Below are 12,833 nucleotides of genomic sequence, written 5' to 3' on the forward strand. Positions count from 1 at the left end.
GGGAGATAGAGAACATGGCTGAAAACACCAACAACTCCGCGGTTCAGGAAACCGAAGAGGAGCTCACCAGCTACACCACCGAGACCAACGCCGGCGCTGGCACCGGCACCTCCGCGATCGAGCCGGGCTACGGCACCGGTCGTCGCAAGGAGGCTGTCGCCCGTGTCCGTCTGGTTCCGGGCTCCGGCAAGTGGACCATCAACGGCCGCACCCTGGAGGAGTACTTCCCCTCCAAGCTGCTGCAGCGTGAGGTCAACTCCCCGATCGTCCTCCTCAAGCTTGAGGGCAAGTTCGACGCTATCGTCCTCGTCGACGGCGGCGGCACCACCGGTCAGGCCGGCGCCATCCGTCTCGGCGTGGCCCGCGCGCTGAACGCCATCGATCGCGACGCCAACCGCGCCGCGCTGAAGAAGGCCGGCATGCTGACCCGCGACGCCCGCGTCGTCGAGCGCAAGAAGGCCGGTCTGCACAAGGCCCGTCGCGCCCCGCAGTTCTCCAAGCGTTGATTTCTCGCGCTTGTCGTATTGCGAGCGACATGCGAAACCCCGTCACCGTTTCTTCGGTGGCGGGGTTTCGCCATTTTCGGAGCGTCCGCTCCGTAGCTTTGCAGCTCAGTAGCTCAGCTGTTTCATCAGCGAGATGCTGAGCGCGGGGAACGTCCACACGTTCTCGTCCGGAGCCGATTCGTCGGCGGATTCCCGCGCGGGCTCCTGATCCGGCAAGGGCTGCGTCGGGGATTCCGTGCTTGCGGCTTCGGTCCCGGTGGTCCCTGTGGTCCCGGCGGTCCCGGCCGTCGTGTCACCCGCGCCATCCGCGGTATCCGTGACGTTCTCCGAGTTCTTCGCCGCCTCCTGCGCGGCCGCCAGCGCCGCAGCCGCGGCATCGGCCTCCGCCTTCGCCACCGCCCGCATATCCGCGTCGAACGCGGTGGTCAGATCGTTCCGGCGCTTCATCGTGGACGGCTCGGCCTGCATCCTCTCGACGAGATCGTGGATCTCGCTGTCTTCCGGCACGCTGTGCGTCCACGTCGACTGCTGGCCTTCGAGATGAATGTCCATCACCTTGCGTCCATGCCCCGGCAGATGTCCGGTGCTTTCGGCCGAGCACCACGCCGGCGTCCACGCGTTGTCGGAGGGAAGGCGGAACTGCTTGTCCTCCGGCACGCCGTTGATGACGATGAGCACATCGGTCTCGCTCGCGTCGAGCAGCTGCATCACGAAGCTGCGCTGACCCAGATCGAACCAGTCGCGTTCCATCGGCGTCGTGCCGTCCGGCAGGAACCATTGGATGCGGCTCGAGGGCTTGAGCAGTCCCAGCTGCGTGAGTCGGGTGAAGAATCCCTCCTGATGGTAGAGGTCCAGCGACTTGCGCAACGCGATCAACTTCGAGACGGTCTCGAGCCGGTGCATGTGCCAGCCCTTTTCCGGCGTGTACAGCCAATCCCATTTCAGGTAGCTGATCGGACTGTCCTGGCAGTAGGCGTTGTTGTTGCCGCCCTGCGAGTTGCCGAATTCGTCGCCGGCGAGCATCATCGGCGTGCCGAGGCTCAGCAGCAGTGTGCCGAGCATGTTCATCGCCGCACGTTCGCGTCGGGCGATGATCGTCATGTCGTCAGTGCGGCCCTCCACGCCGAAGTTGGTGGAGTTGTTGACGTTCGATCCGTCGTTGTTGTTCTCGCCGTTTTCCTCGTTGTGTTTGTTGGTGTATCGGGTCAGATCGGTGAGTGTGAACCCGTCGTGGCAGGAGACGAAGTTGATCGACGACGCGGCGCCACGCCCCGGATCGGTGGCGAACAGGTCGGCCGATCCGCATAGTCGCGTCGCCATCTCCTGCATGCCGATGCGTCCCATGCGCCCGCCGCCGGCCACGTCGGTGAGCCAGAACTGGCGTGCGGTGTCGCGGAACCGGTCGTTCCACTCGGCGAACGGCAGGGAGAACTGGCCGGTGCGCCAGCCCAGATTGCCCAGATCCCACGGTTCCATGATGAGTTTGAGATTGCCGAGCAGCAGGTCCGAACGCAGCGCGTACAGGAACGGGTGATGCTGCGTGAACTCGCCGTTGAGCCTCGCCAGCGAGACGCCCAGATCGAAACGGAATCCGTCGATGCCGATGCGCTTGGCCCAGTATCGCAGCGAGTCGATGGCGAAGGTCACGACGTGCGTGTTCGTGAAGTCGAAGGTGTTGCCGCAGCCGGTCGTGTCCTCCAGTCGGGCGATGTTGTTCTTCTGACGTCGGTAGTAGGAGATCGCGTCGAGTCCACGCCAGCAGACGGTCGGCCCTTCGACGCCGCCCTCGCATGAGTGGTTGTAGACGACGTCCATGATGACCTCGAAGCCGGCCTCGTGCAGCGCGCGCACCATGTGGAGAACCTCCTCGCGCACCGCCTCGGCGCCCTTCTCCTGTGCGGATTTCGTCGCGTAGGAGGGCTCGGGCGCGAAGAACCCCAAGGTGTTGTAGCCCCAGTAGTTGACGCGTCCGCGCTCCTGGAGGAACACCTCGTTCTGCTTGGCCTGGATCGGCAGCAGCTCGATCGAGGTGACGCCGAGCCCCTGCAGGTAGGCGAGCGTGGTCGGGTGGGCGAGTCCGGCGTACGTGCCGCGCAGCTCCTCGGGCAGCCACGGCGCCTGCGCGGTGAAGCCCTTGACATGCAGTTCGTAGATGACGGTCTTGCTCCACGGGATGTGCGGGTGCACGGGGTCGTCGTCGTGCTTGCGCTCGTCGCGGTCGTCGATGGCCACGGAGATCGGCATGTGACCGAGCGAGTCGACGGTGCTCATCGCGCCGAACGCCGAACCGGTCACGCGGTTGTCCTTCACCTCGCATTCGTAGGAGAACGCGGCGGGGGAGAGCTCCATTTTCCCGTCGATGCCCTTCGCATACGGGTCGAGCAGCAGCTTGTACGGGTTGAACCGCACACCGTGCTGGGGGTCCCACGCGCCGTCGACGCGGAACCCGTAGTGCATGCCGCTCCACGCCTTGGGGATGTGCACGTACCACAGGCCGTAGTTCGGACCTTCCATGCGGAACAGCGTCTCTCGCACATACTGGTCCTCGATCAGGCGCATGCAGACCGGGAACTCGTGGATCTGGTCGACGAACGACACCCCCGGTGTGTCGAAGAGGCGGATCGCGTCCTGATAGAAGGCGGTGGGATCATCCAACGACTCGATGACGCTCAGCCACACCTGATCGGCGGTCTCGGAACGGACGATGACGTCCGCGCCGCCGTCCTCGGTGAAGTAGAAGCCCGGACGTGTGGCGAAGCGATGCAGCGATGGATTTCTCATACAGCCATTGTAGACGTGACCAGTTACCACCCCATTCACCGCTGTACCATGCGGCCGTATCGCGGTGACCGGCGGTGCTCGGCGGTGTTCGGTTGCGGATAAAGTACCGGCCTCTGACGAAAAGCGCGGTGGTGTCCGTTGGTGGCATCCGCCGGCCGGCCGTACACTGAAGCCACATTCAATGCAAAGGAGAACCATCATGGCCAAGCCGATGACCGCATTCACCACCGATCTCCAGCATTCCGGCATGATCGCCAGGGATCTGGATGAGACCATCGCCTTCTACCGCGGCAAGCTCGGTTTCGAGCTGGTCGGTCTCTACCTGAACGGCGGGAACCGTTGCGCGTTCCTGCGCTACGGACACCTGACCATCGAGACGTGGGAGGGGGAGGAGGCCCCGATGGCGGCCGGTGCCATCAACCACTGGGCGCTCGACACCCCGGACATCGAGGCCGCGTGGAAGAACGCCAAGGAGCTGGGGCTCGAGACCCGCGAGGACGAGATCGCCTCGATCCCCACGTTCTGGAAGAAGGGCATCCGCTACTTCAACGTCTACGGTCCCAACCGCGAGACCATCGAGTTCTGCGAGATCGTCAAGTAGATTCGATTCACTCCCCCATCGACTGATCCTTCAACTAACAACGGCGGACGGCCGGCATCCCCACACTCTGGGCATGTCGGCCGTCCGTCGTTTAGTCATACTCCTGTCTGTGATTCCGGCTTGCAAGAAAGTATCAATTGTTGCCGATTGTCACGGAGAAAGACCGTGATTATTCGCTGGAAAATATAACTAACGCTCCAAAGACGAGCGGAAGTTGACAGTGATGTTGTATATGTTCTTGCAGGTAAGGAGAACGCATGGCACAGGGGCTTATGCGAAAGCTGTTGCCGGGATTCTTGGCGATAGCGGTATTCATGACAGGCGATGGTTTCGAATTGACGTTCCTGTCGAAATATGTGGTGGATCAGGGGTTCTCATCGGCGCAGGCGTCATTGATGTTCACCCTGTACGGTCTGGTGGCGGCGCTTGCTGGTTGGTCGTCCGGCGTGCTGGCCGAGTTGTTCGGAGCCAAGCGCATCATGATCGTCGGCGCTGGATCCTGGATCCTGCTGCATCTGGTGTTCATCGGCGTCGCCCTCCCGAGCCACCTCTATCCGTTGATGCTGGGTACGTACATGCTGCGCGGCATGGGGTATCCGCTGTTCATCTACTCGTATGTGGTGCTGTTGGCGCAGACCGTCGATCCAGGCAAACTCGCGTCCGCCATGGGATGGTTCTGGACTGCCTATTCATTCGGCATCGGTGTATTCGGCGCTTACCTGCCTGCATTCATCACGCCGGTGATCGGTGAGTACTACTCGCTGTGGTTGTCTCTGCCGTTCGCCATCGTTGGCATGCTGATCTGCATCATGTTCGTGCCGACGACAGCCAACGTCGAACTTGAGACGATGAGCACGGCCGATAAGCTGCGTGAACTTTCCCGCGGTGTGACCATCCTCAAGGACAATCGCCAGATTGCCTTTGCCGCCGTGCTACGTGTCATTTGCAACTTGACCTTGTACGGATTCCCGGTCATCATGCCCCTCTATCTCTCCACTTACACCAATGGTGGTGGCGCATGGTTCAAGGTCACCGAATGGTCGACGATCTGGGGACTGCTGTTCGTGGTCACCGTATTCGGCAACGTGTTCTGGGGTCGTATGGGAGACCGTTTCGGATGGATGCGGCAGATGCGTTGGTGGGGATGCTGGCTCTCCGCGATCGGTACCCTTGCCATGTACTACGTTCCACAGTTCCTTGGACATAATCTGCCGGCGATGTACGCATGCGCGGTCGTACTTGGTCTGGGCATTTCGGCGTTCGTTCCCATGGGGGCTGTGTTCCCTGCATTGGAACCCGACCACAAGGGTGCCGCCGTTTCCGCCCACAATCTCGCGTCGGGTCTGACGACCTTCTGCGGCCCGTTCATCGCCACGCTGCTGCTGGAAACCGTGGGATTCGCCGGAGTGTGCTGGGCGTATGCGATCTGCTATATCGGAGGATCCGCTATTTCGCTGTGGATTCGCCCCCGGCAGCCTGGGTTCGATGAACGCGGCCGTCGCGTCGCGGTCAAGGAGCCTGTGGCCGACGCCGACCCGATGATCATGGTCGCGGCTCCGCAGACCGTCTGACCTCGCGTACAGACGCGGACGGTCAAGTCGACGAGCCGATACTCAACGAAGCTAATACTCGACAAACCAACAACCAACAAACCAACAACCAACAAACCAACAACACAAGGAGAAACATCATGAAGGCAGTGGTTCTGGAGAAGAAGGGCGTGATCAACGTTCGCGAGGTCCCGGATGTGCAGGCGCCCGGCCCCGGTGAGCTGCGCATTGCACCGCATACCGTGGGCGTGTGCGGATCCGATCTGCACTACTACACGCATGGCCGAGTCGGCAAATACGTTGTCGAGAAGCCGATGATCCTTGGACATGAGGCCGCGGGCACCGTGTTGGAGGTCGGTCCCGGCGTCACTGGATTCAAGCCGGGCGATCGTGTCGCTCTCGAGCCGGGCATCCCGGATATGACCTCGCGTGCGAGCCGTCTGGGCATGTACAACGTCGATCCGGCCGTCCGTTTCTTCGCCACTCCGCCGATTGATGGTTGCTTGTGCGAGGAGGTCGTCCACCCCGCCGCCTTCACCTACCATCTGCCTGATACCATGAGCTACGGCGAAGGTGCCCTGCTCGAGCCGACCGCCGTGGGTATGTGGGCTGCCACCAAGGCCCGTATCAAGCCTGGTGATGTGTGCGTGGTCACCGGTTCCGGCACCGTCGGTATGCTGACCGCGTCCGCGGCGCTCGCCGGTGGCGCGTCCAAGGTGCTCGTCTCCGATGTCTCTGCCGTCAAACTCGGCATCATCGGACAGATTCCCGGCATCATCCCCGTCGATCTGACCAAGGAGGATCTGGTCGAACGGGTCCGTGAGGAGACGGCCGGATGGGGTGCCGACGTGGCGTTCGAATGCTCCGGCGCGCCGAAGGCGTATGAGACCTTCTGGAAGCTCATCGCTCCTGGTGGCTGTGCCGTCTTGGTAGGCATTCCGGTCAATCCGGTGTCCATCGACATCACCGAGTTGCAGGCCACCGAGGTGCGTATCGAGAACATCTTCCGCTATGCGAACGTGTATCAGAAGGCCATTGATCTGGTCGCCAGCGGCAGGCTGAACCTCAAGCCCTTTATCACCGACACGTTCGCGATGGACGATGCCAAGGCGGCCTTCGATCGTATGGACGAGGGGCGTCCGGGAGACATCAAGCTGCAGATCACGGTCGATCATCGTTGATGTGTCGAATGTCGTCCTTTTGGGCGCTGTCTCTTTGACGGCGGGTGAAACGGAGTCCGAGTGTTCATTCGGTTGACGGTGATCACCAAAAAGATTCCAGTTGGTGTTCGCCGTCGCCGGTCGACGCTCGAACTCCGTTTCGTCATATGCAGGGCGTACGCCGACAATATATAAGCTGTGGATCAGCGGAATGAGGAGGTTGGCTGTGACTGGTTCGGAAGGATTCGTCTCGTCGGGTACAGGTGCGGGTGCCGGTTCTGGTTCCCTGGAGGTCATTGTTCCTGATGCCGGTGCGGCGATTCGATGGGCGTGCCATGGCTATCCGAATTCATTGGCGAAATGGCATTACCATCCCCAATTCGAGATCCACCTGATTCGTGAGGGGACCGGTCAGCTGATGGCCGGTGACGGGCTGTTGCCGTTCGAGCCGGGGCATGTGGCGTTGATAGGCTCCAATTTGCCGCATAATTGGCTTTCCGATCTCATGCCAGGGGAGCGGCTGGTGAACCGTGATGTGTTATGCCATGTCAGACCGCAGACCATTCGTATGCTGTCGTCGGCGTTCCCCGAAACCTCCGGCTTCGAGCAGGTGCTGCGGCGGGCGTCCCACGCGCTGGTCCTTTCCGGAGAATCGGCCCGTGACGTCGCTGATGTGCTGGTGGGGATGGGTGATCATTCGCCATCTCGGCGTGTGGCCGATTTGATCACCATGCTTTCGGTCTTTGAACAGGCTCCTGCGGGTGAGAGCCGAACCGTGGTCACTCCGGAATACAACCCGGCAGTAGCGGTGGGTGCCGAAAGCGGCGTCAATGCCGCGATCACTTATATTTCAGCGCATCTTGACGATGTGAGTCTGGAGGGTGCCGCCAACGCCGCATCGATGAGCGTGTCCACGTTCTCACGCTTCTTCAAACGTGTGGCGGGTGTCGGGTTCGCCGACTTTGTACGGCGTCTGCGGGTCGGTCGCGCCTGTCGCATGCTGATTTGCACGGACATGCCGATCTCTCGTATCCAGCGGATCAGCGGCTATGACAACGCCTCTAATTTCAACCGTCGTTTCCGTGATGAAACCGGCATGACCCCTTCCGCGTATCGGAAGATGCACGCGATGCGGTGATGGATTTCTCATGCAGCCGTTGTTGGTGTGACGTGGTCAGTGATACGTCACGCCCGAACCGGTGAAGTGCGGGGCGCATTGAACTTACGACACGCCGGTGTGAACTTGTTTTAGAAAACAGATTTGCAAAATAGAGATAAGGAAGTTATAGTGTGAGTCAACACCCCGCAAGGAACGCGGGATGGCAGCCGAACGTCGCACCACATCCGACAACACGCCTTCGTAGTGGAAGGCGGTAGAAAGGAACCATCATGAAGGCACTCGTACTCACCGGCGTCAAGCAATTTGAGATCCAGAACCTGCCCACCCCCGAGATCGCTCCGGACGAGGTGCTCGTCAACACCGCATACGCCGGCGTGTGCGGCACCGACCATGACCTGTACGCGGGTCGTCCCGGCTCCGCCGCCGCCGTGCCGCCGATCGTGCTCGGCCATGAGAACTCCGGCGTCGTCGCCGCAGTGGGCGCCGCCGTAACCAACGTGAAGCCCGGCGACCGCGTCGCCGTCGACCCGAACATCTACTGCGGCCAGTGCGACTACTGCCTCACCCAGCGTCCCGAACTGTGCGACCACCTCTCCGCCGTAGGCGTGACCCGCGACGGCGGCCTCGCCGAGCAGTTCACGGCCCCGGCTTCCGTGGTCTACAGACTGCCGGACAACGTTTCCCTCAAGGACGCCGCCGCTATCGAGCCGATCTCCTGCGCCGTGCATGGCGTCGATCTGCTCAAGCTGCGTCCCTACCAGAAGGCGCTGGTCATCGGAGATGGGTTTATGGGCCAGCTGTTCGCCCAGATCGTGCAGGCCTACGGCGTGCATCAGGTCGACCTCGCGGGTATTTTCGACGACAAGCTCAAGCGCAACCGGGAGCTGTTCGGTGTGAAGAACGTGTACAACACCACGCGCGAGTCCATTCCAGAGGAGTCCTATGACGTGATCATCGAGGCCGTGGGGCTGCCGACCACGCAGGCGCAGGCCGTAGCGGCCGCGCGCAAGGGCGCCCAGGTGCTCATGTTCGGCGTCGGACCGCAGGAGGCGCACTTCGAGATGAACACCTATGACATCTACAAGAAGCAGCTGACCATTCAGGGCTCCTTCATCAACCCGCTCACCTTCAAGGACGCCATCAGCCTGCTCGAATCCGGCAAGTTGGACGTCGCGCCGCTCATCAGCCATGAGCTCGGACTCGACGAGGTTCAGGACTTCCTCGAAGGGAAGATCAAGGGCGTCTCCAAGGCCGTCGTCAAGTTGGGCGACTGAGCTTCACCATACTTGGCCGCCGGTTTTCCCTTTTCCCGGCGGCCATCATCTTTTCCGCTGTCTGTTCTTCTCGTGATTCGTCCTTTCCATGACCCACATTCGACAACGACGTTCCTGTAAGGGTTATCTATGATTCAGTTCTTTGAAAAATTCGGAATTCCTCGTGCGCTGCTGCTTGGATTCCTCGCCGTGGCCATCTTTATGACAGGTGATGGATTCGAGCTCACCTTCCTGTCCAAATACATGGTCGATCAGGGCTTCACCGCCGCGCAGGCGTCCGGTCTTGTCACTGTTTACGGCCTGTTTGCCGCACTTGGCGGATGGACGGCCGGCGTGCTTGCCGAGATGTTCGGTGCCCGTCGCGTCATGATGTTCGGCGCCTGCTGGTGGATCGGCGTCCATCTGGTGTTCCTCGCCTTGGCGTTGCCGAGCGGCGTCTACCCGTTCATCCTGTCCGCCTACGCGGTGCGTGGCATCGGCTACCCGCTGTTTATCTACAGCTTCGTGGTACTCATGGCGCAGTACATCAGTCCCTCGCGCCTCGCCTCGGCCACCGGATTCTTCTGGACGTGCTTCTCGTTGGGCATCGGCGTGTTCGGCGCTTACCTGCCGAGCTTCATCATGCCGCACTTCGGCGAATACCGGACCCTCTGGTTCGCGCTGCCGTTCTCCATCGTCGGCACCGTCATGTGCTTCCTGGTCGTACCGAAGAACAAGATCGTCAAAGGAGAGGGGCTGAGCACCAGGGAAAAATTGAAGGAGCTCACCGACGGTGCCACCATCCTGTTCACCAACCGCAAGATCGCCGTCTGCGCCATCATCCGCATCATCAACAATCTGCTGCTGTATGGTTTCCCGGTCATCATGCCGCTCTACCTGTGCACCACGAAGTATGGCGGCATCAACATCTTCAAAACCGAGGAGTGGATGCGCATCTGGGGCTTTGTGTTCGTCGTCACCCTGATCTTCAACACATTCTGGGGCTGGTTCATGGATCGCTTCGGATGGGTGTGGCCGATGCGCTGGTTCGGCTGCGGCGTGCTCGCCGTCGGATCCGTCGCCTTCTACTACATCCCGCAGTGGTTCGGTGCGAACGCGGCGATGATGATCGTCGCATCCATCATCGTCGGCATCGGCACCTGCGCGTTCTCCTGCCTGCCGACCATCATGACGCTCGAGGCCCCGGGGAAGCAGGGTGCAGCCCTTTCCGCCTACAATCTGGCCGCAGGCCTGACCACGTTCGTCGGTCCCGGCATCGCCACGGTTCTTCTGCCGTCGATCGGCATTGAAGGCATCTGCTGGACGTATGCAGCGCTGTACGTGGTGTCGTTCCTGCTCACCTGCACTCTGCATCCGAAGCAGTCCGGCTTCGACGAGAAGGGGCATCGCATCACGGACGAAGAATCGGCCGATGATGAGACGGTGGAGACATCCGCCGACCTCGTCTCCGATATGCGTCCGGTCGAGGTGACCGTGGCGGCAAGCCGTTCCACGGTGGACCTCGTCTGAACACGGGACCGATGCGATATTTTGGACCTATCGATTCGATCACATTCAATTCAAAGGAGAACTATCATGACCAAGCCTATGACCGCATTCACCACTGATTTCCAGCATTCCGGCATGATCGCCCGGGATCTGGACGAGACCATCGCCTTCTACCGTGAGAAGCTCGGCTTCGAACTTGCCGGTCTTTATCTGAACGGCGGGAACCGCTGCGCGTTCCTGCGCTACGGCCACCTGACCATCGAGACGTGGGAGGGTGAGGAGGCTCCGATGGCCGCCGGCGCCATCAACCACTGGGCGTTCGACACCCCGGACATCGAGGCAGCGTGGGAGAACGCCAAGGAACTGGGGCTCAGATTCAAGGAGACCGGGATCCAATCGATCCCCACGTTCTGGAAGAAGGGCATCCGCTATTTCAACGTCTATGGTCCCAACGGTGAGACCATCGAATTCTGCGAGATCGTCAAGTAGATTCGATCTCGCGTCGCGTCGTGATCCATCGGCCGGTGCGCTCCATTGCGCATCGGCCCTTCGCATATGTGAGGAGGGTCAGCGCTTCTCGATGGCCTCGATGGCGTTGAGGGTGGATTCGCTGTAGCCTGCCTGGGCGAGGGCGTTCACGCCGCTGACCTCGAGTCCGCGAAGCACGGCCGCCATGATCTTCTTCTTGTTCAACATGATTGGTTCCTTTCCGTTGTTTGCATCCTGGGATGTGATCGGCCGGTGTCTTCGGTCGTCGGTGACAGCGTAACGCTTGACCGCGACTTATATGAATTGTTTTTCAAAAACGTAATTGTATTATTAATCGAATCTATTCGCTGCAGATTCCGTTCAGATAGGTCTCGACATAGCGCAATGCCGCGCCGATGATGTTCTGATCCTCCGCGCAGTGGCTGCGGCGTAACGTGAACCGTTCGGTGCCGAACGGTGTGTGATCGACGACACGGCGTTTGAGATCGTCGATGTCATCGTCCTCCAGATACTGTGCCGCCTCGCCGCCGACGATCACATCCCCGGCGACGACCGACCGCGCGTTGACGATCGCCTGCGTCACATAGTCGAGCCATTCGTCCATGCGCTCGCGGTGATGCCGTTCGCCCTGTTCGAGCACGCTGAAGAATCCGGGAATGGATTCGTAGTCCTCTGGCAGCGATTCCGGTGAGCAGTAAGGGTCCATGCACCCGCGCTGGCCGCAGTAGCATTCGCGTCCTCCCGGCACGAGTGTCATGTGCTCGATCGCTCCGTTGCACAGGTTCGGTCCCTGGTTCAGCTTGCCGTCCACGATCACCGCGCCACCGGGGCGTCGTTCGAGGTAGATGCACACGGCGTCGGTGATCGTCTTGTCGAACCACAGCTCCGCCATGGCGGAGGCGTCGGAGTCGTGAATCATCATGCATGGACGGTGTATGGACTGTGCGATGGTGTCGAGCGTAAGCCCAGTGTTGTGCATGATATTGCCGAAGACGATCGTGCTTCCGTCGCGGCAGATGATGCCTTGAATCGCAAAGGATACGCCAAGCACGGGGCCGTGCCGCTTCTCGACATCCGCCGCGAAGTTCTCGATGATGCCGCCGATGCGCTGGTAGTAGGCGTTCATGTTGCGGTAGGGGAGCGTGCGGCTGAAACGCTCGACGACGGTGCCGGCGAGGTCCACTGCGCACATGCGTACCTCGTTTGCCCGCATGGTCACGCCGATCGCGGTACGGTGGTCCGGATTGAACTCGTACGCCTGCGCTTTTCTGCCGCCTGTCGACTCGCGAAGGTCCCCTTTGCGGATGATATCGTCCTGTTCGAGGGCGCGCAGGTTCTGCGTGATGGTGGGCAGGCTCAGTCCCAACTCGCGTTCCAGCTCCTGCTTGGTGACGTGATTGTGCGCGTACAGGTATTGAGTCATCGCCTTGCGGTTGTGCGCTTTGACCGCCGTCGATGGCATCGCCCTCATGTGGTGACCTCCGCTGTGATGTCGTTCTATCCTTCGTTGGTGCAGCCATTATACAAGATTACTTTGTAAAAGCGTGTTCTCGTTCGTTGGAAGGGGATGTCCGGGGTGCAGGGCGGTAGGTGTAGGTTTCGATGAGTCGGGGACTGTGAGTCGTCGTTGACTGCCTAACTTTTTGCAATTGGTTTTCTTGAATTGTGAATGAACTGTATACATTTAGAAAACCTTTTTATAAAAGATGCCGTGGGCAATGTTTGTTTCTTGTGGTTGAATTATCAAAAAATGAACAAAAGGCATCAATATGGAGCTGGTTTTTTGATTTTGTGAGGTTTTTAGAACAGGAAATAACAAAATTCTCTCATAAACTCCCATGAAACGCCGACGATTTTGTGCGTA

Annotated in this window: 11 protein-coding genes; 8 read left to right on the top strand and 3 right to left on the bottom strand. The window is 60.4% G+C overall.

Annotation, left to right across the window (positions count from 1 at the left end):
• The first annotated feature begins 14 nt into the window (after positions 1-14).
• Positions 15-506, top strand: coding sequence for a 30S ribosomal protein S9 (gene rpsI, locus BCAL_RS04705; RefSeq protein ID WP_043164548.1), 492 nt, complete (start codon positions 15-17; stop codon positions 504-506).
• Positions 507-611: 105 nt separating this feature from the next.
• Here the strand turns inward: rpsI and glgX are convergent, their stop codons facing one another.
• Positions 612-3,287, bottom strand: a complete 2,676-nt coding sequence (glgX, locus tag BCAL_RS04710) for a glycogen debranching protein GlgX (protein ID WP_043164546.1) — start codon at positions 3,285-3,287, stop codon at positions 612-614.
• Positions 3,288-3,486: 199 nt separating this feature from the next.
• Between glgX and BCAL_RS04715 the strand changes: the two genes are divergently transcribed.
• From BCAL_RS04715 to BCAL_RS04745, 7 genes are all read left to right on the top strand, one after another.
• Positions 3,487-3,888, top strand: a complete 402-nt coding sequence (locus BCAL_RS04715; RefSeq protein WP_043164544.1) for a VOC family protein — start codon at positions 3,487-3,489, stop codon at positions 3,886-3,888.
• Between the two features lie 257 nt (positions 3,889-4,145).
• Positions 4,146-5,459, top strand: a complete 1,314-nt coding sequence (locus tag BCAL_RS04720) for an MFS transporter (protein ID WP_043164542.1) — start codon at positions 4,146-4,148, stop codon at positions 5,457-5,459.
• Positions 5,460-5,578: 119 nt separating this feature from the next.
• Positions 5,579-6,619 (top strand): NAD(P)-dependent alcohol dehydrogenase, encoded by a 1,041-nt coding sequence (locus BCAL_RS04725; protein WP_043164540.1) that lies wholly within the window; start codon positions 5,579-5,581, stop codon positions 6,617-6,619.
• Between the two features lie 190 nt (positions 6,620-6,809).
• A complete protein-coding gene (locus tag BCAL_RS04730) occupies positions 6,810-7,736 on the top strand; it encodes a helix-turn-helix domain-containing protein (protein WP_052119011.1) in 927 nt (308 codons plus the stop codon).
• A 251-nt stretch (positions 7,737-7,987) separates the two neighbouring features.
• Entirely contained in the window at positions 7,988-8,992 is a 1,005-nt protein-coding gene (locus BCAL_RS04735; RefSeq protein ID WP_043164538.1) for a zinc-dependent alcohol dehydrogenase family protein, read from the top strand.
• A 129-nt stretch (positions 8,993-9,121) separates the two neighbouring features.
• On the top strand, positions 9,122-10,501 hold the full coding sequence (locus tag BCAL_RS04740; RefSeq protein WP_043164536.1) for an MFS transporter: 1,380 nt from the start codon (positions 9,122-9,124) through the stop codon (positions 10,499-10,501).
• Positions 10,502-10,567: 66 nt separating this feature from the next.
• Complete coding sequence (locus BCAL_RS04745; RefSeq protein WP_043164534.1) at positions 10,568-10,969, top strand: VOC family protein; 402 nt, start codon at positions 10,568-10,570, stop codon at positions 10,967-10,969.
• Positions 10,970-11,047: 78 nt separating this feature from the next.
• On the opposite strand, the gene BCAL_RS13935 is transcribed toward BCAL_RS04745, so the two are convergent.
• Entirely contained in the window at positions 11,048-11,176 is a 129-nt protein-coding gene (locus BCAL_RS13935) for a hypothetical protein (protein ID WP_258184490.1), read from the bottom strand.
• Between the two features lie 133 nt (positions 11,177-11,309).
• Positions 11,310-12,440, bottom strand: a complete 1,131-nt coding sequence (locus BCAL_RS04750) for an ROK family transcriptional regulator (RefSeq protein ID WP_043164532.1) — start codon at positions 12,438-12,440, stop codon at positions 11,310-11,312.
• Positions 12,441-12,833 lie beyond the last annotated feature (393 nt).

Source organism: Bifidobacterium callitrichos DSM 23973, assembly GCF_000741175.1.
In the GTDB taxonomy this organism is placed as follows: Bacteria; Actinomycetota; Actinomycetes; order Actinomycetales; family Bifidobacteriaceae; genus Bifidobacterium; species Bifidobacterium callitrichos.

What these genes read in the sequence shown, in the direction of transcription:
- BCAL_RS04720 (WP_043164542.1), top strand. Translation starts at nt 4,146, where the DNA reads ATGGCACAGGGGCTTATGCGAAAGCTGTTGCCGGGATTCTTGGCGATA.
- BCAL_RS04735 (WP_043164538.1), top strand. Translation starts at nt 7,988, where the DNA reads ATGAAGGCACTCGTACTCACCGGCGTCAAGCAATTTGAGATCCAGAAC.
- BCAL_RS04745 (WP_043164534.1), top strand. Translation starts at nt 10,568, where the DNA reads ATGACCAAGCCTATGACCGCATTCACCACTGATTTCCAGCATTCCGGC.
- rpsI (WP_043164548.1), top strand. Translation starts at nt 15, where the DNA reads ATGGCTGAAAACACCAACAACTCCGCGGTTCAGGAAACCGAAGAGGAG.
- BCAL_RS04725 (WP_043164540.1), top strand. Translation starts at nt 5,579, where the DNA reads ATGAAGGCAGTGGTTCTGGAGAAGAAGGGCGTGATCAACGTTCGCGAG.
- BCAL_RS04715 (WP_043164544.1), top strand. Translation starts at nt 3,487, where the DNA reads ATGGCCAAGCCGATGACCGCATTCACCACCGATCTCCAGCATTCCGGC.
- glgX (WP_043164546.1), bottom strand. Translation starts at nt 3,287, where the DNA reads ATGAGAAATCCATCGCTGCATCGCTTCGCCACACGTCCGGGCTTCTAC.
- BCAL_RS04730 (WP_052119011.1), top strand. Translation starts at nt 6,810, where the DNA reads ATGAGGAGGTTGGCTGTGACTGGTTCGGAAGGATTCGTCTCGTCGGGT.
- BCAL_RS04740 (WP_043164536.1), top strand. Translation starts at nt 9,122, where the DNA reads ATGATTCAGTTCTTTGAAAAATTCGGAATTCCTCGTGCGCTGCTGCTT.
- BCAL_RS04750 (WP_043164532.1), bottom strand. Translation starts at nt 12,440, where the DNA reads ATGAGGGCGATGCCATCGACGGCGGTCAAAGCGCACAACCGCAAGGCG.
- BCAL_RS13935 (WP_258184490.1), bottom strand. Translation starts at nt 11,176, where the DNA reads ATGTTGAACAAGAAGAAGATCATGGCGGCCGTGCTTCGCGGACTCGAG.